Here is a 23,741-nt window from a genome sequence, read left to right on the forward strand (position 1 = left end):
TGCCGAGACCCGCCTCTCGGCAGGGTCAGTCCTACGGCGAACCTCGATAACATCCGCGTCCGAGGTCATCAGGCCACCCGGATCCGCATCGGCTGGGGTTTCCAGTACGTCAGCGACCGCCAGAGCCATTCGGCCGGGCCGAATCGGAACCATTCGAGCCAGAGCGGGCAGACCAGGAGCTGAGCGGTCCAGATGATCAGGACGACCGCGTAGAGCAAAGGTCGGTGGAGCGTCCCGAAGAGGTCGAAGCCGTACCCGTAGAACAAGGTCGTGCACGCGATCGAGTCGAACAGGTAACAGCTCAGCGCCATCCGGCCGGCGGCGGCCAGTCGGCGGGTCAGCCAGGGGAGGGCCCCCGCCTGGCAGATCAGCATCACCAGCCCGATGTGGCCGAAGACGACCGGGAGGCTCCCGTAGATGGTCAGCAAGGGCCAACCATCGAGCGCGTGCCAGAGCTGTCGACCGAGGAAGAAGCCGTTGGAAGCCTCGTGGATCGCGTCGAAGGCCATCAACGGGAGCCCAATCCCGTAGCCGACGACCATCATCGTCAGGTACGCCCGCCTCGACCGCTCGGCCGAGAAGACTCCCAGCTTCATCAGGCCCATCCCGATCAACATCCGACCGCCCGCGAAGAACCAGCCCCCGAAGACGAACCCGAGCGTCTGTCCCCAGATTAAAGACTGGGCCCTGTCCTTCACCATCCCCCAGTAATGGCCCCGATAGATCGCGATCTGCTTGAGGAAGTCCTCGCGCTTGGGCATCTCCGACTTCGACATCTCCTTCCAGCCCTCATGGACCTTCTCCTCCCACCAGGCCGGCTTCTGGTGGGCCTTCTGCTTGGCCTCGACCCGTTCGGCCGTCGCCCGCATGAAAGGGACACCCCCGAACCGGAAGCCCAGCAGGAGCGGGACCAGCAGCAAGTTCAGGCAAGTACCCACGATGATCAATCGCTTCGCCGACCACTTGCGGACCGGATAGAGCACGAGCCCGCACGAGGCATAGAGGACCAGGACGTCGCCGTCCCAGATCAGGTAGGAATGGATCAGGCCGATGACCAGGAGCCAGAAGACCCGCCGATAATAGACCCCACGCATCCTCGCCCCCCGGGCCTCGGCCCGGTCCGTCATCAGGACCAGACCCGCGCCGAAGAGCATCGAGAAGAGGGTCATCATCTTGGTGTCGAAGATCAGATGATTGAACCCCCAGAGCGCCATGTCGGCCCAGTCGTGGTCCGGTGCCATGATCGGGATCGAATAAACGGACATCGGCCAGCCGAATCCCACGATGTTCATCGCCAGGATGCCCATCAAGGCCACGCCGCGGATCACGTCCACCGATTTGACCCGCTCGCGACCCTCGACCGGCAAGGCCTTCGGAACGGGGATCGGTTCCTCAATCGAGACCGGCTCGACCCGTTCCACCGCGATCGGCTGTTCTTCGATCGACATCAAGGATCTCCCAAAGCGGCAAGTTCAAGGATCCGGGTATCCCCCGGTGGCTTCGTTTATACGCAGCCAGTGGGTTCGTTCCGCCGATCTCCGGTGGCTTCGATCCGGGTCACCCACGATGGGTTCGTTCCGACCCCGGGATAATGGGTTCGATCCGTCCGGAAAAGTGGGTTCGTTCCGTCCGTCGCAGGGCCTGGCTCGCTAACGACAGACTCAGCCATCCACGCTTGACCCACCCTTCACGGTCGATCCCAGCCTCCCGGCGATGAAGTGCCACGGATACTATCGCGACCCGGGCCGGACGTGTGCATGCAATTCGGAACAATCCGAATTTCACCCGGAAACGAGCGAGCCATCCCCGCCACCGCGAACTCCTTGAGGGAGCTGGGGAAGGGGCCCGCGATCGTCGGTGGCATTCGACGAGCCGCCTGGTTAACATTGATTGAACGTCCCGAGGACCCCGAAGCGATCTCCAGGAATCGACGGACGATGAGGATGACCCTGATCCTGGCGACCACCGGCGCCCTGCTTCTGGCCTTTCTAGGACTTCGATCGGCCGCCGAGGGCCCATCCCCGGTCCCGCCCGCAACTCCGATCGACGACGGGTTTCGCGAGACCGTCCGCCCTTTCCTCGAAACCTATTGCCTGGGGTGTCACGGACCCGAGAAGCCCAAGGGGGACCTCGACCTGAGCCGGTACTCCGACGCCGGGTCGGTTGCCCGGGATCTCGGACAATGGCAGGCCGTTCGCGAGCAGCTCGAAGACGAGGCGATGCCGCCCGAAGGGGCCAAGCGTCATCCCGAGGCCCAGGCCCGCCGGGACGTGATCGCCTGGATCCAGGCCTTCCGGACGCAGGAGTCCCGCCGCAACTCGGGCGATCCCGGCCCGGTCCCGGCCCGCCGCCTGAGCAACGCCGAGTATGACCACACCATCCGCGACCTGACCGGCTTCGACCTCCGACCGACCCGCGAGTTCCCCGTCGACCCGGCCAACGAGGCGGGCTTCGACAACTCGGCCGAGTCGCTCTCGATGTCGCCGGCCCTCCTCAAGAAGTACCTGGAAGCCGCGCGAACCGTCTCCAATCACCTCGTCCTCAAGCCGGAAGGCCTGGCCTTCGCGCCCTACCCGATGCTGGCCGATACCGATCGCGACAAGTATTGCGTCAATCAGATCATCGACTTCTACAAGCGCCAGCGGACCGACTACGCCGACTATTTCCAGGCCGCCTGGAGATTCCGCCACCGAGCGGCCCTGGGTCGGCCCGAGGCCACGCTCGCCGATCTCGCCGGGGAATCCGGGATCAGCGCCCCCTACCTCTCGACGATCTGGGAGACCCTCGAAGGTCCCGGCGACGAGATCGGGCCGATCGCCGCTCTTCGCGCCCTCTGGCGAGAGCTACCAGGCCCCGAGGGGGAGCCGACCGACAAGGTCCGGGCCGGGGCGGAACGGATGCGCGACTTCGTGGTCGGGCTCCGCAAGCAACTCGTGCCCAAGGTCGAGAACCTGGACGCCCGGGGGATCAGCAACGGCACCCAGCCGTTCGTGCTCTGGAAGAACCGCCAGTTCGTCGCGAACCGGATGCGCTACGCGGGCGGGGCGTCCGAGGTCCAGTGGTTCGATTTCGACCTCGGCGACCAGGCCAACCAGGCCCTCCGGACCCCCGAGGACCCCGAGGGGGCCCGCCGCTTCGAGGCGACCTTCGACCGCTTCTGCAAGACCTTCCCCGACGCCTTCTTCGTCTCCGAGCGGGCCCGGGTTTATCTCGATCCCAAGCAGGATCGGGACAACACCGGGAGGCTCCTGAGCGCCGGGTTCCACAGCATGACCGGCTACTTCCGCGACGACGCCCCGCTCTATGAATTGATGCTCGACGAGCCCGGCAAGCGCGAGCTGGACCGGCTCTGGCGGGAGTTCGACTTCATCAACGGCGCCCCGATGCGGCAGTATTCCAGCTACCTCTGGTACGAGCGGGCCGAGACCAACTTCCTCCGGGGCGAGGAGTTCGAGTTCGTCCGGGCCGAAGACAAGAACGCCGCGTCGGAGGAGATGATCCGGCGTCTGTCCGAGGTCTACCTGGCGAAGGCCCGCCGGATCGGCGTGGAGGGCGTGGCCCTCCAGGCGATCGAGGACCAGTTCCGGATCATCTCCGCGAGCATCCGCCAGGTCGAGCAGGACCGAGCCGCCGCCGAGCCCCGGCACGTCGAGGCCCTCCAGGACTTCGCCGAGCGGGCCTATCGTCGGCCGCTCTCGGCCTCCGAGCGCGAGGGGGTCACCGGCTTCTACCGGGAATTGCGGGAGACCGACGGCCTGAGCCACGAGGACGCCGTCCGCGACACGGTGGTCGGGATCCTGATGTCGCCGCACTTCTGCTACCGGGTCAACCTGCCCGCCGAGGGGGAGGGAATTCAACCGCTCTCGGATTACGACCTGGCCAGCCGCCTGAGCTACTTCCTCTGGTCGAGCATGCCCGACGACGAGTTGCTGGGCCTCGCCAGGAGCGGCGAACTCCACCGTCCCGAGGTCCTGGCGGCCCAGGCCCGGAGGATGCTCCGAGACGACCGGGTTCGCGGCCTGGCCACCGAGTTCGGCGGCAACTGGCTCGACTTTCGCCGGTTCGAGGAGCACAACGGCGTCGATCGCGGCCGGTTCCCGTCGTTCGACGACGAGCTGAGGCGGTCGATGTTCGAGGAGCCGATCCGCTTCTTCGTCGACCTCGTCCGGAACGACCGACCCGTCTTCGAATTCCTCGACGGCGACCACACCTTCGTCAACCCGGCCCTCGCCCGGCATTACGGGATGCCCGAGCCAACCGAGGGGTGGGTCCGCATCGACGACGCGACCCGGTACGGCCGAGGGGGCCTCTTGCCGATGGCCGTGTTCCTGACCCGGAACTCCCCCGGCCTCCGGACGAGCCCGGTCAAGCGAGGCTACTGGGTGGTCCGCCGCCTCCTGGGCGAGGAGATCCCCCCACCCCCGCCCGACGTCCCCGACCTGCCCGACGACGAATCCAAGCTGGGCGACCTGACGCTCCGCGAGACCCTGGCCCGACACCGGGCGGACAAGAGCTGCGCGGGCTGCCACGAGCGATTCGACGCCGTGGGCCTAGCCTTCGAAGGGTATGGTCCCATCGGCGAGGGTCGCGACAAGGACCTCGGCGGTCGACCGGTCGACACCCGGGCCACCTTCCCCCGGGGGGACGAAGGGGAGGGGATCTCGGGCCTCCGTCGCTATCTCCGGTCGAATCGCCGCGAGGAGTTCGTCGAGAACCTCTGCCGGAAGCTCCTGGCCTATTCGCTCGGCCGGACCCTGCTCCCCTCCGATGATGAAACCATCGAGTCCATGAGGTTGAGGCTGTCGAGCGACGGCGGCCGATTCGGCGGCCTGGTCGAGAGCATCGTCACCAGCCCTCAATTCCGGAACCAGCGCCTCGAAGCCCTGAAGGCGGAGTAACAGCCGATGAATCGCCCGAACGATCGCGGAATCGACCAGAAGGCGGCCGAGGCCACGCGCCGGACGTTCCTCCGAGGGGTGGGCGTGACGATGGCGCTCCCCTGGCTGGAATCCATCCCGGCCTGGGGGGCCACCCCGGCCTCCGGCCCGAAGCGTTTCGCCGCGATGTTCATGGGCTGCGGGGTCAACCCGGACCAGTGGTGGGCCAGGGGCTCGGGCGCCGAGATGGAGCTGGGGCCTTGCCTCGCGCCGCTGGAGCCCCTGAAGCAGAAGATCAACGTCATCAACGGCCTGTTCAACAAGCACGCCACGGGCGTGGGCATCCACCCCGGCCAGACCGGCAACATCCTCTCGGGGGCGGCGCTCCAGAAGGGGGCCGAGCTGAAGGGGGGGATCAGCGTCGACCAGTTGCTCGCCCATCACCTGGGGGGCGAGACCGTCCAGCCGAGCATGGTCCTGGGCTGCGAGCAGCCGATCACGGGCTATCACGAGACGAATTTCTCGATGGCCTACAGTTCGCACATCTCCTGGCAGAGCGCGACCTCGCCGGTACCGATGGAGGTCTATCCCTCCCTGGCGTTCGATAGCCTGTTCGACAACCGGGGGAGCCTCCGGAACAAGAGCATCCTCGACCGGGTCCGCGAGGAGGCCGCCGGCCTGAGCCGGAGGGTGAGCGCCGGGGATCGCGCCAAGCTCGACGAGTACCTGACCAGCGTCCGAGACGTCGAGAAGCGGGCCACCTCAATGAGGGCCGACAAGGACGCCGCCGAGGAGCGGGCCAGGGGCCGGTCGACCCCGGCGGTCGCGATGCCCAGGCCCGACAACGGCCTGCCCGAGGACATCCGCGAGCACATGCGGCTGATGTGCGACCTGATCGCCCTGGGGTTCCAGACCGACAAGACCCGGATCGCCTCGCTCCTGCTCTGCCGCGACATCTCGGGCCTCTGCTATCCCTTCTTCAACATCAGCTCGGCGCACCACCCCGCCTCGCACGACGACAAGTCCGAGGCCTACGAGCGCGTGACCCGGTTCTACGTCAGTCAGCTCGCCTATCTCGCCTCGCGCCTCGAAGCCATGCCCGAGGGGGAGGGCACGGTCCTGGACAACTCCTGCCTGCTGTTCATCAACAGCCTCTGGTCCGGCTCGCGGCATGACTCCAGCAAGCTCCCGGTCGTCCTGGCCGGCGGCCTGGGCGGCACGCTCTCGACCGGGAGGGTGCTGGACTACGAAGGTCGGAGCGACGACGATCGGAAGCTCTGCGGGATGTACCTGTCGATCATGGATCGGATGGGCGTCCGCCAGGACCGATTCGGCGACGCCGACGAACGGCTCGAAGGGTTCTGACCCACCGCTCCAACTTTTCGAATTGCCCAGGACGAGGACTCCCGGCATGCGAAGACCCGGATGGCTCGGCGGGATCGGATGGCTCGCGGCCTGGCTGATGGCGTCCGCGACCGGCTGGGCGGACGACCCGGAGGGCCTGGCGTTCTTCGAGCAGAAGATCCGTCCCGTGCTGGTCCGGGAGTGCTACGACTGCCACTCGGCGGGGGCCAAGAAGCTCAAGGGGGGGCTCCGGCTCGACTCGAAAGGGGGCCTCCTGGCCGGTGGCGATTCCGGCCCCGCCCTGGTCCCCGGCAAGCCCGCCGAGAGCTTCCTGCTGGATGCCTTGCGGTACGACGGGATCGAGATGCCCCCCAGGGGGAAGCTCCCCGAGAACGTCGTCGCCGACTTCCGGCGCTGGATCGAGATGGGGGCGCCCGACCCTCGCGACGGGAAACCAGCCCCGGCCCGAGGCACGATCGACCTCGACGCCGGTCGGAAATTCTGGTCCTACCGGCCGGTTCGAGATCAGAATCCTCCCGAGGTCGTCGACGCCGCCTGGCCGAAGGACGAGATCGACCGGTTCGTCCTGGCCGCCCTGGAATCGAAGGGGCTCCGGCCGGTCCGCGATGCCGACCGTGCCACCCTGGTGCGTCGGCTCTACTACGACCTCGCCGGCCTCCCACCGACCCCCGAGCAGCTCGACGACTTCGCGAATGATCCGAGCCCGGATGCCTACGAGAAGCTGGTCGATCAACTCCTTGGATCGCCCCACTTCGGCGAGCGGTGGGGACGCCACTGGCTCGACGTGGCGCGATTCGGCGAATCCCTCACGCTCCGGGCCTTCGTCCTGAAGGACGCCTGGCGCTATCGCGACTACGTGATCGAAGCCTTCAACGCCGACATGCCCTTCGATCAGTTCGTCCGAGAGCAGGTCGCCGGGGATCTCCTGCCCGGGGGCGACCTGGCCGACCGGCGCCGGAAGCTGACCGCGACCACGTTCCTCGCCCTCGGGAACAACAACCTCGAAGAGCAGGACAAACCCCAGCTCGTCATGGACATCGTCGACGAGCAGCTCGACACCCTCGGCAAGGCCTTCCTCGCGCAGACCATCGGCTGTGCCCGGTGCCACGACCACAAGTTCGACCCGATCCCGACCCGCGACTACTACGCGATGGCCGGGATCCTCCGGAACTCGAAGACGGTGGAGCATGCCAACGTCTCGAAGTGGATCGAACGGCCCCTGCCCGAGCCCCCCGAGCGCGAGGCCGAGATCGCCGCGCACGAGGCCGCGGTCGCGGACCTGGCACGTCGCGTGGATCGACTCGGAGCGTCCTTGGCGGCGAAGGGGAATGCGACGGATCGGGGTGGCGTGATCGCGGCCCGGAAGCTGCCCGGGATTGTTGTGGATGACTCCCAGGCCAAGGCGGTCGGCGAGTGGAAGGAGTCTCAGTTCTCGAAAATTTATATCGGCACCGGTTACCGCCACGACCTCGACTCCGGGAAGGGGGGGAAGACCCTCACGTTCGAACCCGACCTCCCGTCCTCGGGGAAGTACGAGGTACGGCTCGCCTACTCCCCCGGGGGCAACCGATCGGCCGCCGTCCCGGTGACCGTCTTCAGCGGCGATGGCGAGAAGGTAGTGACCGTCGACATGCGGTCGACGCCGCCGATCGAGGGACGGTTCGTCTCGATCGGCCGGTATTCATTCGAGCAGGATGGCCAGGGCTTCGTCCTGATCTCCAATGAAGGGACGACCGGACACGTCGTCGCCGATGCGGTGGTCTTCCTGCCGGTCGACTCCTCCGAGCCGACCCCGGCCGAGGATCCCTCGAAGGACGAGGAAGCGAGCCTCAACAAGTTGAAGTCCGAGTTGAAGCAACTCCGGGCGAGCGGCCCGAAGCGTCAAACGGTGCTGTCGGTTGTCGAGGAGTCGGACATCTCGGACGCGAAGGTCCACGTCCGAGGGAGCGTGCATAATCTGGGCGAGCCCGCCCCCCGGGGCTTCCTCCAGGTGGCGACCCTCGGCGAGGACCCGCCCATGCCCGGCGATCAGAGCGGCCGGAAGGAGTTGGCCGACTGGCTCGCCGACCGGCGTAATCCGCTGACCGCCCGGGTGATCGTCAACCGGGCCTGGCACTGGCTGTTCGGTTCGGGGATCGTCCGCACGGTCGACAACTTCGGGACCACGGGCGAAGCACCCTCCCACCCCGAGTTGCTCGACGACCTGGCCGGCCGGTTCATGGAGGAGCACTGGTCAATCAAAGCGCTGGTCCGCCGGATCGTGCTCTCGCATGCGTATCGACTCTCGAATGACGACTCCGCCGAGGCCCGGGCGATCGACCCGGAGAATCGCCTGATCTGGCGGATGAACCGTCGGCGGCTCGACGCCGAATGCATCCGCGACACGATCCTCGCGGTCAGCGGGCAACTCTCCCCGGATCGGGGCGGGCCGGGCTTCCCCGATGGCCTCTCCGTCGATTACGGATACCAGTCGAACGACACCCGGCGCAGCGTCTACATCCCGGCCTTCCGCAACGCGCTGCCCGAGATCTTCGAGGTCTTCGACTTCGCCGACCCCAGCATGGTCGTCGGCCGTCGGATCGTCAGCACCGTCGCCCCCCAGGCCCTCTTCCTCCTGAATCACCCGTTCGTCACCGAGCAGGCGCGTCATGCGGCCCATCGACTCCTGAGCGAACCGAACCTCGACTTCACCTGTCGGATCGATCGGGTCTACCGGAGGACGCTCGGGCGTCTGCCGACCGATCCGGAACGATCGATCAGCCGGGCGTTCCTGGCCGAGGGTGATTCCGAAGAGGCGTGGGCGACCCTGTTCCAGGCGATCTTTGGTTCGGCCGATTTTCGATACGTGAATTGAGCGGCTCGAACCGAGAGACGAACTCAGCGGCCCTGCATGAATCATTTCCTCAGATGAGTCGGAGCGAATCTGGGAGGGGTAGAGTGGCACAACACCAACACGCCGGGCAATCCATCGCAACGCGGGTCCAGGATTGCGAAGCCTTGCTCCGACAGGCGATCCAGAGCCTTCGATCGGCGGATTCGATCCTGGATCGAAACGAGAAGGCCCAGGCCGTGGACCGTCTCTCGGAGCAGCTCCATGTGTCTCGCCTGAAATTGCTCAAGTCGCGGATCTCCGCGGCGAAGGAAGTCCAGTCCGGCGTGAAGGCAGCCACGCGAGCCAAGGTGATCACGTCGCTTGAAGGGAAATATGACAAGATGACGGAGGAGGGGGTGGAGTCGATCCTCGGCGAATTCGGTATACTGGATTGCCCGATCGAATGAGCCAGTCCCTCCCTGCCGACTTCGATTACACCCCTTCCATCCCCCGATGGAGACCCACCGCATGCCACACCCGACCAGTCGTCGAGACATCCTGAAAGGTGCCGCGTGCGGCTTCGGCTACCTGGCTTTGGCGGGCCTGGCCGCCGGGCGGGCCTCCGCCGACTCCGGCAATCCGCTGGCCTCTCGGGCTCCTCACCTGATCCCGAAGGCCAAGCGGGTCATCTTCCTGTTCATGCAAGGGGGGGTCAGCCAGGTCGATTCGTTCGACTACAAGCCTCGCCTGGACCGGGATCACGGCAAGTCGATGCCGTTCGACGACGCGCGAGTCATCGCCAACACCGGGGCTCGGGGCTCGTCGCAGCGGGTCATGAAGTCGCTCTGGAAGTTCGACCAGCATGGCGAGTCCGGCCGGTGGGGCTCCGAGCTGTTCCCGGAGATGAACCGGAATCTCGACGACCTCTGCTTCATCCACTCGATGCACACCGAGGGCGTGGCGCACGGCCCGGCGACCCTGTTCCTGCACTGCGGGGCCACCACCAACATTCGCCCTTCGATGGGTTCATGGGTCCTCTACGGGCTGGGCTCGGAGAACGAGAACCTCCCGGGTTTCGTCACGATCGGCCCTTCGGCCGGCAACGGCGGGGCGCGGAACTACGGGAACGCCTTCCTGCCTGCGCTCTACCAGGGGACCGCGCTGGGCAAGGCGGGAGGCCCGGCCTCGGAGGCCACGATCCGGAACCTCCGGAACCCGCTCCTCTCCGACTCCGAGCGTCGACGGGGCTTCGACCTCCTCCGCGACCTGAACGCCGAACAGGTCAAGGCGCACCCCGGGGACTCGGAACTCGAAGCGACGATCGAGTCCTACGAGCTGGCCTGGAGGATGCAGCAGAACGCGCCGGATGTCCTGGATATCGCCAACGAGAGCCAGGCCACCCGCGACCTCTACGGGATCGGCAACAAGGAGACCGACAACTTCGGCCGCCAGTGCCTCATGGCGCGCCGGATGTGCGAGGCGGGCGTCCGGTTCGTCCAGGTGACCTACGGCGACAATACCGCGAACCCCGCCTGGGATCAGCATTCCGACATGCCCAAACATGCCAATCACGCCAGAGCCGTCGACAAGCCGATCGCCGGGCTGCTCGCCGACCTGAAGAGTCGGGGGCTCCTCGAAGACACCCTCGTCTGGTGGGGCAGCGAGTTCGGCCGGACTTCCTACGCCCAGGCCAACGGGACCGGACGAGACCACAACCCCGACGGCTTCACCACCTGGCTCGCCGGGGCCGGGGTCAAGCCGGGCTTCGCGTTCGGCGAGACCGACGAGTTCGGCCACCGGGCCGCCGTGGACAAGGTCCACATGCACGACCTCCACGCCACGATCCTGCACCTGCTCGGGCTCGACCACGAACGCCTGACCTACACCTACAGCGGGCGTCCCTTCCGACTGACCGACGTCAGCGGGCGGGTGGTCCGGGAGATCCTCGCCTGACCTCGAACGCTCGGTTGTTCATAAATCACCCTCACTCCAGCCTTCTCCCAGAGGACGGGAGCCAGGATAGTCCCTCTCCCCCCGGGAGAGGGTGGCCGAAGGCGGGGTGAGGGTCCCCTCCGATCGGACGGGCGGGCACGCTCACGCCAGGCATTCTTTCACAAGATGCCCATGAACATCCGTTAGGCGATAATTGCGCCCCTGGAACTTGTACGTCATCTTCTCGTGATCGATGCCGAGGAGATGGAGCAAGGTGGCCTGGAGGTCGTGGACGTGGACCGGGTTCTCTGCGACGTTGTAGCCGAAGTCGTCGGTCGCCCCGAAGGTCATCCCGGGCTTGACGCCTCCCCCGCACATCCAGATCGAGAAGCATCGCGGGTGGTGGTCTCGTCCGTAGTCGGTGGGCGTGAGCTTTCCTTGCGAGTAGTTGGTCCGGCCGAACTCGCCGCCCCAGACGACCAGCGTCTCGTCGAGTAGGCCACGCCTCTTGAGGTCGGTGATGAGCGCGTAGCTGGCCTGATCGACGTCCTGGGCCTGGCGGCGGATGCCCTTGGGCAGGTTCCCGTGATGGTCCCAGCCGGGATGGTAGAGCTGGATGAACCGGACGTCGCGCTCGGCCAGCCGGCGGGCCAGCAGGCAGTTGGCGGCGAAGGTCCCGGGCTTCCGGGCCTCGGCCCCGTAGAGCTCGAACACCTCGTCGGATTCTCCCGCGACGTCCATGACTTCGGGGACGCTCGACTGCATCCGGAAGGCCATCTCGTACTGAGCGACCCTCGCGTTGATCTCGGGATCGCCCAGATCCTCGAACTGGAGGGCGTGCAATTCCGCCAGGCGGTCGAGCATCTTCCTGCGAGCGACCGAGCTGACCCCGCCCGGGTTTTCGAGGTAGAGGACCGGGTCCTTGCCGTTGCGGAACTGGACCCCTTGATGGATGCTGGGCAGGAACCCGTTGCCCCAGAGCCGGGCGTAGAGGGGCTGGTCGATCCGGTCCTTGGAGATCAGGACCACGAAGGCGGGCAGGTTCTCGTTCACGCTCCCCAGGCCGTAGCTGAGCCACGAGCCGAAGCTCGGCCGACCGGCGAGTTGCGAACCGGTCTGGAAGAAGGTGATGGCCGGGTCGTGGTTGATCGCCTCGGTGTGGAGCGACCGGATCACGCAGAGTTCGTCGGCGACCTTCGAGGTCCAGGGGAGCAGGTCGCTCATCCAGGTCCCGCTCTGGCCATGCTGTGCGAACTTGAACGCCGATCCGGCCAGCGGGAGCGTGGCCTGGTTCGAAGACATCCCGGTCAGGCGTTGGCCCTGCCGGACGCTATCTGGGAGGTCCTGCCCATTCCGCTCGTTCAGGACCGGCTTGTAGTCGAACAGGTCGAGCTGAGAAGGCCCGCCGCTCATGAACAAATAAATGATCCGCTTGGCCTTGGGCGCGAAATGCGGACCCGGCAAGGCCCCCCGGAAGGGATTGGTCCCGTCGGCGGTCGCGCCCGAGGCCTCGCCCCGGAGCAGGGTCGAGAGCGCCGCGCCCCCGAGTCCGAGGCCGAAGCGGCCGAAGAAGTCGCGGCGATTCATGGCGAAGTCGATGTGCTGGCAGTTCATCGGTGCCCTTTCAGCGGCGATTGACCGCCCCATCGTGGTTCAGGATCGCCTCGGCCAGGACCGTGACCGCCGCCAGGTCGACCGGATTGAGCGCGGGGTCGGGCTTGGAATCGCCGACCGAGAGGAGCTTGCCGGCCGACTCGCGATCCCCCTCGAAGATCGAGCGTTGCTCGTCCACGAGTCCGGCGAGGACCAGGGCTTCGCGCGGGCTCGGCGACCGGCCGAGGACCCTGCGGAACATCCACGAGGCCCGCGACCCGTTGTCCCCGCCCCCCTCCTTCATCGCCAGTTGGGCCAGGTTCCTGGCCGCCTCGACGAGTTGGGGATCGTTCAGGAGCGCCAGGGCCTGGAGCGGCGTGCTGGTGCTCTGCCGACGCATCGCGCAGTTGTTCCGATCGGCGGCGTCGAAGATCACCATCGACGGGTGCGGGACGGTCCGCTTCCAGAAGGTGTAGAGGCTCCGTCGGTAGAGGTCCGGCCCCTTCGAGGTCTCATACCCGCCGCTCGATGCGACGGCCCAGAGGCCATCGGGCTGATACGGCTTGACCGGAGGCCCGCCAATCTTCTCGACCAGCAGCCCGCCCGCCGCCAGGGCCTGGTCGCGGATCATCTCGGCCGTCAGCCGGAACGCGGGGCCTCGGGCCAGGAGCGTATTCGCCGGGTCGCGGGCCAGCAAGGCCGGGTCGGTCTTCGAGGATTGCCGGTAGGTCGCCGAGGTCGCGATCAGGCGGACCATCCACTTCACGTCCCAGCCGGAATCGACGAATTCCCGGGCCAGCCAGTCCAGCAGCTCGGGATGGGTGGGCCGGGCCCCTTGCCGGCCGAAGTTCTCGCTGGTCTCCACGATCCCCCGGCCGAACATCATCTGCCAGAACCGGTTGACCCCGACCCGAGCGGTCAGGGGGTGGTCGGGCTGGAAGAGCCAGCGGGCCAGGCCCAGCCGGTTCCGGGGCAGGTCGGGGAACATCGGCGGCAGGACGGCCGGCGTCCCCGGCGAGACCGGCTCGCCGGGGGAGTCGTAGGCCCCTCGCTTGAGGATGAAGGCGGGCCGGGGGGTGGCCATCTCCTTCATCACCATGGCTTCGGGGATCGGATTGATGAGCTGGCTGTACTCCTGGCGGAGCGTGTGCAGCTCCGCGATCCCCTGCCGGGCTCCGGCGGAAACATTCGCAAGATAGTAAGCCAGCAAACGATCACGTTGAGAACTGGTCAGATCGGCGGGAACCACGGCCCAGTCTTGACGAAGGTCGGGACGACCGGCCAGGTCGGCGACCTCGATCGGCGAGAGTTCGCGATCGAAGACCCGAAAATCGTCGACCTGCCCTCCTTTGAATCCGTTGTCGCGGAACCGATGGCCGATGGCCAGGTCAGGCTCGCCCCCTTCGTAGGTGATGTCCTTGACCAACTTGTCCCGGACCACGTCCAGGGGCATCGACTCGCCGTCCACGAAGATCCGGACCCCGACGGCCCGGCTCGAACCGTCGTAGGTGACGGCGACGTGGGCCCACTCCCCGGTCGGGATCGGCGTCCGGGTGACCACCTTCAACGAGTTACCCGGCCACATATGATGGAGCCCGAAGGCGACCTTGCCGTCTTCCAGGACCAGTTCATAGCCCCGGCTCCCCGCGTCGATGGGGGCCTTGCTGTGGTGATAGACCACCGCCCTGGGGGTGTGCGCGGGCGACTTGATCCAGATCCCGATCGAGAACGGATCGGCCCGCGAGAAGTGGCCGAGCTTGGGGAAGGTGAACCCGTCCTCGCCGCTCAACTGCGCCGCCTGGCCCGACTTCCCCTCGACCATCGTGGGACTTTCGACCGCCTTGGCGGGCTGGTCGTCCTTAACGGCGTTCGCCGTCTTCCCGTCGTCGATCGATTCGAACGCGAACGAACCGACCAACCCCGTCGTCGGGGGCGGTTCGGCCCCTCGATCGGAGAGCCAGCGCTCGAACGCGGCGAGTTCGCCATCGCGGAGGCGTCGGATCTCTTCCTCCTTCGATTCGATCCGACGTTCGAGGTCTTCGAGCTTGGCGTCGGTCGCCTCGTCGGAGAGGAGCATCGCCGGGACGGGCGTGGACCGGGTGAAGTACGAGGTCTGCCCCGACTCGTCGATGTTCTGGAACATCGAGAAGAGCGAGTAATAATCGCGCTGGGTGAGCGGGTCGAACTTGTGGTCGTGGCAGCGGGTGCATTCGAAGGTGAGACCCAGGAAGGCGGTTCCGGCGGTGTTCACGCGATCGACCACGTAGGTGACCCGGAACTCCTCCTCGACGATCCCGCCCTCCTCGTTCTGCATGTGGAGGCGGTTGAACGAGGTGGCCAGCCGCTGCTCCTTGGTGGGCCTCGGCAGCAGGTCGCCGGCGAGTTGCCAGGTCACGAACTCATCGAATCGCTGATTCCGGTTGAACGAGCTGATGACCCAGTCTCGCCAGGGCCAGACGGGGCGTTCGCGATCGGACTGATAGCCATGCGTGTCGGCATAGCGGGCCAGGTCGAGCCAGTCGGTCGTCATCCGCTCGCCATATCGGGGCGAGGCCAGCAGCCGGTCGACCACCCGCTCGAAGGACCCCGGGGCCTGGTCGGCGAGGAAGGCGTCGATCTCTTCCACGGTCGGGGGCAAACCGGTCAGGTCGAGGGTCGCCCGGCGGATCAAGACCTCTCGGCTCGCCTCGGGCGAGGGTGCCATCCCCAAGCGTTCCAGGTCGGCCAGGACGAATCGATCGATCGGGTTGATGGCCCAGTCGCTCCGGGCGACTCGCGGAAGCTCGGGGCGTCGCGGGGCGATAAACGCCCAGTGCCCGCTCCACCGGGCCCCCTCATCCACCCATCGCTTGAGCAAGTCCACCTGCGACCCCGTGAGCGTCAGGTTCGACTCGGGCGGCGGCATCTTCTCCATCGGGTCGTCGCTGAGCAACCGGAAGATCAATTCGCTCTCTTCCGAGTGTCCCGGGGCGACCACCGGGTCCTTCTTCCGGAGCAGGCTCTCTTCCAGGTCGAGCCGCAGGTCCGCCTTGCGCGTCTCCGCGTCCGGCCCATGACACGGGAAGCACTTATCCGAGAGGATGGGCAAGATATCGCGGCCGAAGTCGACGGATTGCGGGCCATCGGCCCGAGCGTCGATCGTCCCGACGAGCGAGAGCAGCGAAACCGCCAGGGCAAGCCGACCAGCCAGCCAGGGGCAAGGGAGGAGGGCCGGTCGCCGCCGGTCGCTCCTGGAGAGTGAGGGCGCCATGCGGACTCGGGGGTTATGGTCTGAGGCGGGTAAACAGCGGTGGCAGTGACATCCATTAAAACCACCCGAGCCGCACCGATCAAGGAGAAAAGACCCTTCGACGAGAATCCTCGATGCATCTCCGCCCGCCGAGGATGGCTCAGGAAGTCTCGCGAATCTGATTCCAGATCGGGATCGGGAGTCCGGGCAGGCAGAAGTAGTACCGGGTGCCCCACTCGCCCCCGGTGTCGCCCACCGCCCATCCGTAATTGACGCCGACGACCCAGGGGATCCGATATTCCGCCGGCTCCGAGGATGCATGTCGCCCGGGCCAGTTCGTCCGATGACGGGCCATATTGGCATCCAGCCAGCGATCCGTGTTCCGCTCGCAAGTGTGAACACTGACCGCATTGGACGCGTAACCGGCCACGACCATGAGCGACAGCGTCAGGGTCCATCGGGCCGGTCGTGATCGCCGGATCTGTTCGAACATGGCGAGCTTCCCCGATCACTCAACGAACCACCAGCACCTCAAGCGTCCGTGGGCCATGAACCCCCTCGACTCGGTTGAGTTCGATGTCCGAGGTTGCCGACGGGCCGGAGATCCAGGTCAAGGGCCGCCCTGGGTCGGTGGCCGAGGTCTGGAGCGCAGTTACCGCTTCGGGAACGGTGCCGACGATCTGGTCTTCGCGGATCACGCAGAGGTGGTAATCGGGCAGGAGGGTCAGGGCTCGGCGACCCTGGCTCGGGCCTCGGTCGAGCACAATCGTCCCGGTCTGGGCGATCCCGAGGGCGCAGGCGGTCAGGACGCCCCCCGAGTCGTTCAATTGCTCATTACTGAGCGAGTGATCGCGTAGCAACTCAACCCCTTGCGGGGCCCAGGATTCGGGGAGGTCGCCCGGGACCGCGAGCGTCCGGATCTCCCTCCGGGCGCAGGCCGCCGTGATGGCCTCGGTCAGGTTCGCCGCCTCGACCCGGTGGACGGTCGCCCGGTACTCGGTCACTCGCTCGACGAACTGGACCACCCGTTCTTCCAGCGGGCTGTCATCCCCCCGGAGGTAGTCGCGGGCGACCGGCACATCTTCCGGCTTTTCCTCCGGGGGGATGTCCGCGAGGGCGGATCGGACCCGTCGGAGGATCTCGGCTCGGTTGTCGGTCATGATCGAGTCCTCCACCACTCCCGGAAGGTTTGCTGGGCCACCGGATAGGCGTCGCGCATCGTCGACCAAGCCGCCAGCTCGCCGGGCAGTTGCCGGATGTAGCCGTCCTTCACGATCGCCTTCTGGCCGAGTCGCCCGAACTTCTGGGCCCGCTCGAACATCCGGGGGCTGGAGAAGATCCGGGCCAGGATCTTCATCCCGATGTTTTCGGGGTCGGGCCAACCGCCCTTCTTCTGTTTGTGGCGGACGACCTTCCCTCGGAGGTGGACCAGGATCTCGGGGATGTTGATCTTCACCGGGCAGACGTCGTAGCAGGCCCCACAGAGTGAAGATGCGTAAGGCAGCGAACCCGCGTTCTCGACCCCGGCGAGTTGCGGTGTCAAAATCGCCCCGATCGGGCCGGGATAGACCGAGTTGTAGGCGTGGCCCCCGGTCCGCTCATAAACCGGGCAGATGTTGAGGCAGGCGCTGCACCGGATGCAGTTGAGGGCCTCTCGACCGACCGGGTCGGCCAGGACTTTGGTCCGGCCGTTGTCCAGGAGGACGAGGTGGAATTCCTGGGGGCCGTCTCCGGGCGAAACCCCCTTCCAGAACGAGGTGTACGGGTTCATCCGCTCGCCGGTCGAGGACCGGGGGAGGAGCTGGAGGAAGACGCCGAAGTCGTCCCAGGTGGGGATGATTTTCTCCAGGCCCATGACCGAGACCAGGACCGGGGGGAGGGTCAGGCACATCCGGCCGTTCCCCTCAGACTCGACCACGCAGATCGTGCCGGTCTCGGCGACCCCGAAGTTGGCGCCGCTGACGGCGACCTTGGCCGAGAGGAACTTGGTCCGGAGGTGGGTCCGGGCCGCCCCCGCGAGCGCCTTGGGCTCGTCGGTCAACTGGTCGATCCCGAGCTTCCGCCGGAATAGCTCGCGGATTTCGGAGCGGTTCTTGTGGATCGCCGGGACAAGGATGTGCGACGACCGATCCCCGGCGAGCTGGACGATCAGCTCGGCCAGGTCAGTCTCGATTGCCTCGATCCCTTCCTTAAGGAGGGCCTCGTTGAGGCCGATCTCGTCGGTCGTGAGCGACTTGACCTTCACAACCTCCTTCGCCCCATGCTTCCGGGCGATCTCGGCGATGATCCGGTTGGCCTCGGCGGCGTCGGCCGCCCAGTGGACGTGCCCACCCGCCTTCTGGACCGACTCTTCGAGCTGGATCAGGTAGTCGTCGAGGTGGCGGAGGACCCGCTCCTTGATCGCCCGACCGGCCTCGCGAAGTTCCTGCCAGTCGGGGAGTTCGGCGACCACGGAGGCTCGCTTGCCCCGGATCGTCTGGGTCGCCTTGCCCATGTTCCGCCGGAGCTGGGTATTCCCCAGCGCGAGCTTGGCGGCGTCCTGGAAGGGGACGGCCGGGTGGGTTGGTATGGCCTCGACGCTCAATGGACCTCCTCCTCTTCGGTCGATGCCAGGATCTCGGCCAGGTGGATCGTGCCGACCCCGGCCCGCTGGCGATGGAGCGCCCCGCCGATCTGCATCAAGCACGAGTTGTCCGACGCCACGCAGACCTCGGCCCGGGTGTCCAGGATGGCCCGGAGCTTGTCCCCCAGCATCGCCATCGAGGTGTCCGCGTTCTTCACCGCGAACGTCCCGCCGAACCCGCAACACTCCTCGGCCCGGGGAAGCTCCACCAGGTCGATCCCCCGGACCGCCCGCAGGAGCTTCAAAGGGGCATCCCCCACCCGGAGCATCCGGAGCGAGTGGCAGGTCGGATGATACGTCACCCGGTGGGGATAGTAGGCCCCCACGTCCTCGACGCCCAGCTTCTCCACCAGGAACTCCGAAAGCTCGAAGACCTTGGGCGCGATGGCCTCGACGGCCCGGGCCAGCTCAGGGTCGCCGGCCAGCTCGGCGGCGTGCGGGTACATATGCCGGACCATCCCGACGCACGAGGCCGAGGGGGAGACCACCACCTCGGCCGACCCGAACACCTCGACGAACCGGCGGATCAGCGGGATCGCTTCCAGCTGATACCCGGTGTTGTAGTGCATCTGCCCGCAACAGGTCTGATCCATCGGGAATTCGACCGAGTGCCCGAGCCGTTCGAGCAGACGGACGACGGCCTGGCCGGTGCTCGGGAAAATCGTGTCATTGAAACACGTGATGAACAGCGAAACCCGCATGCCTCGCTCCACCCCGATCGTCCGGGCCGGTGGGCGCGAAGACAGACCAGGGGTCATAAGAAGGTCCGAAACGACCGGGAGGAAGTACAAGGCCCGATGGTAACCGATCGGTCGAGACCTCGGCATCCCCCCGTCCCTAGATCCAGGGACAAACCGACCCGCAAATCAACCAGGACGACCCATTCCAACTAAACCGCATTTCTTCCCCAAAACACTCATCTTCTTAAATAATCCATCCGATAAATCATTCCATGAGAGGGTCGGCCAGCGAGCCGATTCGATCACCGTCCCGAACACACCAAGAGAGACACCCTGGGAGAGGACACCGGCCGACCGATCGCGAGGGACGTCCAGGGGGCGGCCTCGGCGAGATCGGCGCCCGAGCGGGAGCGACGCCATGAGCGAGCACCTTTGGAAGATCGTCCTGGTCGTGGCGATGACCCACGGCTTTCGAGAGCTTGGCCGCCGGTTCGGACCTCGGTGGGGAGCCCTGGCCCTGGGCCTCCCTTGCTCGACCGCCGTGCTCCTAGTCGGTTGCGGATCGGACCGGGGGGTGGACGAGTCGGTGCAGATGGCCGGGAGTTGCCTGATCGGCCTGATCGGGGCCTCGGCCCTGCCGGTGGCCTTCGCCTGGTCGCTGGGCCGGGGGTCCGGCCCCTGGCGATCGGCTTCGATGGGAGTCGCGGCTTACCTGATGATGGCCCCGGTCGCGGCGTTACTCGATCCCCCGACGGAATTTGCGGCACCGGCGGTGGTTGCGGCGATCCTGGTCGCCGCGCGACTGGCCGCACGGACTCCCCTGAAGGATGCGATAACCGGGCGGATGGAGCCGTCCCGAGGTCGCACCCTGGCACTCCGGACGATGGTCCCGGTCGCCTGCCTCTCGGCCTCGATCGCACTCGGAAATGTCCTGGGGCCGGGCGGGGCGGGCCTGATGATCGCGTTCCCGGCGGTCACGCTGACGGTCCTCGTGCTGACCTCGATGGAGGCGGGCTCGCTCGGTGCGATCCGGATGGCGCGTGCCTTGCCAATGGCAAATCTGGGGATGGTCGCTTTTCTGCTGGTTTTCCGGCTCGCCTGCCCAGTGATCGGGCTGGGGCTCGGGACGACGTACGCCTACCTGGCCTCGCTGCTGGCCCTGGGCCTCGTGCTGGCCGCTCGGGATCATCGAGGGACCATCGCGAGCGGGCCCCATCGGAGGCGGGACTCGGGGCGCCCCGGCTCGTTGGCCGGCCCGAATGTCCGGATGGGGAGCCGTCCCGACTGGCCCCGGGCTGGTCGACGCTTCTCACCGCTGGTCGAGTCGTTCGCCAACTGACCCCGAAAGTAAGCCCTCGATCGCACGGATCGCTTCCCGTGCGCCCATCGGCAGGGAGACCTGTCCGATGGGCACTTCCGAATCGCGAGGGTTGACCCGGATCAGGGTCCCGCCGCTCCGCTCGGCCACCCGCTCGGAGAAATGGCGGACCGTGGGAACGGCCCGACCGGCACCGAATTCCAGGATCGCCAGCCGGGGACCGGCCTGGCCGCCGAGCCATCGCTCGATCCTCCAATGCTGTTCGGCGGTCCTCCGCGAATCCCATCCCCAGTCGCCGAACATCAGGATGTTGGGCCGGGCCAGGCCGCCGCATCGAGGGCAGGAGGGCAGGGGATCTCCGGCCCGGAACGTCTCGGGATCGACGACGACTCCGGCCGGATCCGCCGGATGGATGCCGACCCCGCACTGGTCCAGGCACTGCCGCCACTCGATCGAGCCGTGGCATTCGACGATCCGCTCGGGATCGAAGCCCGCCGTCTCGAAATGCCCGTCTACATTCGAGGTGAAGACGAAGCCGCCGAAGGGCATCCGGGCGACCCATCGTCGGAGGATCGCGAAACCCTCGTGCGGCCGGGTCGCCCGATAGAGGTTGGTCCGGTGCCCGTAGAAACCCCAGGCGAACGCGGGGTCGTCGGCGAAGTGGTCGGGATTGGCGACCGACTCGAACGCCAGGCCCAGCTTCGCGTAGGGCGGATAGGCCTTCCAGAACCCCTGAGGGCCGCGGAAGTCGGGCAGGCCCGAATCCACCCCAATGCCGGCCCCCGCGCCGATCAGGAGCGCATCGGCCCGGGCGATGACCTCGGCCGCTCGTCCGAGGGCTTCTCGACCGATCGGGATCATCGGCGATCCTCGAGAGGGAAGTCGGACCGGATCAACGACCAACCTCGGCTCGCCGGTGAACCGGTCGCGCCGAGGCTGGTCGATCCGATCGATTGGGCGCTCAGGCGACCTCGACCGGCTCGCCGTGAGCGGTGACGTCGAAGATGCTGTGCAGCTCGACGCCGGACGACTCGCCGAAGGAAACCGGGGACATGATCGATTCGGTGATCATCGACGGGCCTGGGACCGGGGCCGGGGCCGATTCCTCGACCGCCACGGAGTGGACCAGGTCGGTAAAGGCACCACCCCGCCGGACGAGTTCGTTGTACTCGCCCGTCTCGACGACGCGTCCCTCGTCGAAGACGAAGATCCGATCGGTGTCGAGCAAGGTGGAGAGCCGGTGCGCCACCAGGATGACGGTCCGGTCGGCGCGGGCCTTGTGGATGGCCCGCTGGACCTTGCGCTCGCTGATGTTGTCGAGGGCCGAGGTCCCTTCATCCAGGATGAGGATCGGCGGATTCTTGAGGAAGACCCGGGCCAGGGCCAGTCGCTGACGCTGGCCGCCGGAGAGGTTCTGCCCTCGTTCGGCAACCGTCGCGTCGTATCCGCCGGGCATCGCCATGATCTCGTCATGGATGCAGGCCATCCGGGCCGATCGGCGGATCTCCTCCTCGGTCGCATCCTCGCTGCCATAGGCGATATTCTGGGCGATGGTCCCGGAGAAAACGAAGGGGTTCTGGCCGACGTAGCCGATCAGGTCGCCGATCGCCTCGCGGGAGACGTTCTCGATGGGGACCCCGCCCAGCTTGACGACCCCGGCCGAGGGGTGGATCAGCCGCATCATCACCTTGAGCCAGGTGGACTTGCCGCAGCCGGACCGACCGGCCACGCCGATCGTCTCTCCCGGATAGATCGTCAGGTCCACCCCATTGAGGGCCCGTTTGAACTGGCCGCCGGAGGTCCGATAATCGACCTGGAGCCCTTCGGTTTCGAAGAGCGGGACCGAGCCGTCGAGCCTCGGCTCGCGGACCTCGACCGGGCGGAACGAGCGGTCGACCGGCTCGTCCAGCAGATTGAGGAGGTCGGCCACCCTCAGGCTGCACTCGTGCCCCTCGTCGATGAACCGGTGGACCTCGTTGAGCGGGGCCATCACCTGGAGGAATAGGATCGGGAACATGATCATCTCGCCGCTCTCGATGTGCCCTCCGATGTAGAGCAGGACGGCGCTGGCGACCACCAGGAGATAGAAGAACCCCTCGTTGATCGCCTTACCGCTGCCGAAGAGCGACATCTCGAAGTGGTGGCGGATCTCCTTGGATCGTCGACGTTCGGCCGCATGCTCAACCCGGCGGATCTCCTGGGTATGAGTGTGGGCCGCCCTGACGTAATCGATCCCGCCGAGTTGCTCGACAACCGTCCCATCCATCGCCTCGCGGATCCGGAGGAGACTCATTCGGACGCCATTCTGGGTGACGAGTTGCCAGAGCGTCAGTCCCATCGAGATCGGCACCACGCCGGCCATCGCGATCGCGATCCGGGGCTGCTGCGTGAAGACGTAGATCAGAGCGAACCCGCCCCGGAACAACGCCGGGATGAAGTCGAGGAAGGTGAGGCGGAGAAACCGGACGTACCCCTCGACGCTCCGCTGGATCCGGCCGTGGATCGCGCCGACTTGCTCGTGGGAGTGGGTCGAGAGATCGACCTCCATCAGGTGGGAGACCAACCGGACGCAAAGATTCTTCTCGATTCGCGTGCAGGCGTTCTCGACCAGGAAACGCCGAAGGACGTTCATCGTCTCGCGGGCCAGATAGGCCAGGCCGATCAGCCCGAGCGCCCCGAAACAGAGCTGGAGCAACGCCGATCGGTCGAGCCCCAGGGTCTTGCCCCTCTGAACCGCATCGAAAAGCCTCCCGAGTTGGGGAGCGATCGAGGTCTCGGCCAGCGAGGCCGAGGCCATCGCCAGACCGGCCGCGCCCAAGGCCCCTTTCTGGGCCGTGGGGACCAGTCGCCAGACATCTCCCCCCCTCCTGAAGATGTTACCAACCTCGCGCCAGAGTCCATTCGACGCCCTGACCATCTTCGGGAACATTCGGTCCCTTCCGGGAAAACGAGACTGACCGTCGATCGGACGGTCGGGAAGTTCGCCGCGGCCGGCGCGGACATCGGGAACGATCACGAACCGGGTTGGGTTGCTGCCGCTCCGACAACCTGAATCCGGTCTCGTTTGTAGGTTTGGTGGCGTTTCGAGCGATTTCGCGGACAGGGGGACTTCAATCCGATTGCAAGACTAATGCCATCGGCTTGGACATCCCTATAACCGGTCAGCGTAGTGCCATTCGTGAATGGAAAATGGGGTTCTTTGCGAGAGGATTTGTCGAGGCTCCACGGATTATACGTGAGCGGCGAAAGGATCGTTGGTCGAGATCTTTTTTTTCTTGAATTCCGTCCTAATGTGTGATTTGTGCGGAGATT

The 23,741-nt window shown here is 66.5% G+C and carries 15 protein-coding genes; 6 read left to right on the plus strand and 9 right to left on the minus strand.

What is annotated here, in order from left to right:
• Window positions 1–68: 68 nt before the first annotated feature.
• Window positions 69–1,448, minus strand: a complete 1,380-nt coding sequence (locus tag P12x_RS25540; RefSeq protein WP_435007844.1) for a DUF418 domain-containing protein — start codon at window positions 1,446–1,448, stop codon at window positions 69–71.
• Window positions 1,449–1,937: 489 nt separating this feature from the next.
• Between P12x_RS25540 and P12x_RS25545 the strand changes: the two genes are divergently transcribed.
• The 5 genes from P12x_RS25545 (at window position 1,938) to P12x_RS25565 (ending at window position 11,007) form a co-directional block, all read left to right on the plus strand.
• Window positions 1,938–4,898, plus strand: a complete 2,961-nt coding sequence (locus P12x_RS25545; protein ID WP_435007845.1) for a DUF1592 domain-containing protein — start codon at window positions 1,938–1,940, stop codon at window positions 4,896–4,898.
• A 6-nt stretch (window positions 4,899–4,904) separates the two neighbouring features.
• The gene (locus P12x_RS25550; RefSeq protein WP_435007846.1) at window positions 4,905–6,242 is read left to right on the plus strand and encodes a DUF1552 domain-containing protein; all 1,338 of its coding nucleotides are present in this window, start codon (window positions 4,905–4,907) and stop codon (window positions 6,240–6,242) included.
• Window positions 6,243–6,288: 46 nt separating this feature from the next.
• A complete protein-coding gene (locus P12x_RS25555) occupies window positions 6,289–9,096 on the plus strand; it encodes a DUF1553 domain-containing protein (RefSeq protein ID WP_435007847.1) in 2,808 nt (935 codons plus the stop codon).
• 83 nt (window positions 9,097–9,179) lie between these two features.
• Window positions 9,180–9,521, plus strand: a complete 342-nt coding sequence (locus P12x_RS25560) for a hypothetical protein (RefSeq protein ID WP_435007848.1) — start codon at window positions 9,180–9,182, stop codon at window positions 9,519–9,521.
• Between the two features lie 61 nt (window positions 9,522–9,582).
• The gene (locus P12x_RS25565) at window positions 9,583–11,007 is read left to right on the plus strand and encodes a DUF1501 domain-containing protein (RefSeq protein WP_435007849.1); all 1,425 of its coding nucleotides are present in this window, start codon (window positions 9,583–9,585) and stop codon (window positions 11,005–11,007) included.
• Between the two features lie 141 nt (window positions 11,008–11,148).
• Here P12x_RS25565 and P12x_RS25570 read toward each other — a convergent pair whose 3' ends face one another.
• The 6 genes from P12x_RS25570 to P12x_RS25595 form a co-directional block, all read right to left on the minus strand.
• On the minus strand, window positions 11,149–12,600 hold the full coding sequence (locus P12x_RS25570) for a DUF1501 domain-containing protein (RefSeq protein WP_435007850.1): 1,452 nt from the start codon (window positions 12,598–12,600) through the stop codon (window positions 11,149–11,151).
• Between the two features lie 10 nt (window positions 12,601–12,610).
• A complete protein-coding gene (locus P12x_RS25575; RefSeq protein ID WP_435007851.1) occupies window positions 12,611–15,829 on the minus strand; it encodes a DUF1553 domain-containing protein in 3,219 nt (1,072 codons plus the stop codon).
• A 139-nt stretch (window positions 15,830–15,968) separates the two neighbouring features.
• Window positions 15,969–16,301 carry a hypothetical protein gene (locus tag P12x_RS25580; RefSeq protein ID WP_435007852.1) on the minus strand — a complete coding sequence of 111 codons (333 nt, stop codon included), beginning with the start codon at window positions 16,299–16,301 and terminating at the stop codon, window positions 15,969–15,971.
• A gap of 19 nt (window positions 16,302–16,320) precedes the next feature.
• Window positions 16,321–16,968 (minus strand): LutC/YkgG family protein, encoded by a 648-nt coding sequence (locus P12x_RS25585; RefSeq protein WP_435007853.1) that lies wholly within the window; start codon window positions 16,966–16,968, stop codon window positions 16,321–16,323.
• Complete coding sequence (locus P12x_RS25590) at window positions 16,965–18,392, minus strand: LutB/LldF family L-lactate oxidation iron-sulfur protein (protein WP_435007854.1); 1,428 nt, start codon at window positions 18,390–18,392, stop codon at window positions 16,965–16,967. The genes P12x_RS25585 and P12x_RS25590 overlap by 4 nt, the downstream gene beginning before the upstream one ends.
• Complete coding sequence (locus P12x_RS25595; protein ID WP_435007855.1) at window positions 18,389–19,132, minus strand: (Fe-S)-binding protein; 744 nt, start codon at window positions 19,130–19,132, stop codon at window positions 18,389–18,391. The genes P12x_RS25590 and P12x_RS25595 overlap by 4 nt, the downstream gene beginning before the upstream one ends.
• 397 nt (window positions 19,133–19,529) lie before the next feature.
• Between P12x_RS25595 and P12x_RS25600 the strand changes: the two genes are divergently transcribed.
• Window positions 19,530–20,450 (plus strand): hypothetical protein, encoded by a 921-nt coding sequence (locus P12x_RS25600; protein ID WP_435007856.1) that lies wholly within the window; start codon window positions 19,530–19,532, stop codon window positions 20,448–20,450.
• Here P12x_RS25600 and P12x_RS25605 read toward each other — a convergent pair.
• On the minus strand, window positions 20,421–21,290 hold the full coding sequence (locus P12x_RS25605) for an SIR2 family NAD-dependent protein deacylase (protein ID WP_435007857.1): 870 nt from the start codon (window positions 21,288–21,290) through the stop codon (window positions 20,421–20,423). The two genes, P12x_RS25600 and P12x_RS25605, sit on opposite strands and share 30 nt — an antisense overlap.
• A gap of 100 nt (window positions 21,291–21,390) precedes the next feature.
• Window positions 21,391–23,358, minus strand: a complete 1,968-nt coding sequence (locus P12x_RS25610; RefSeq protein WP_435007858.1) for an ABC transporter ATP-binding protein — start codon at window positions 23,356–23,358, stop codon at window positions 21,391–21,393.
• Window positions 23,359–23,741: the final 383 nt, after the last annotated feature.

Origin of the sequence: Tundrisphaera lichenicola (assembly GCF_051175385.1) — a bacterium.
In the GTDB taxonomy this organism is placed as follows: domain Bacteria; phylum Planctomycetota; class Planctomycetia; order Isosphaerales; family Isosphaeraceae; genus Tundrisphaera; species Tundrisphaera lichenicola.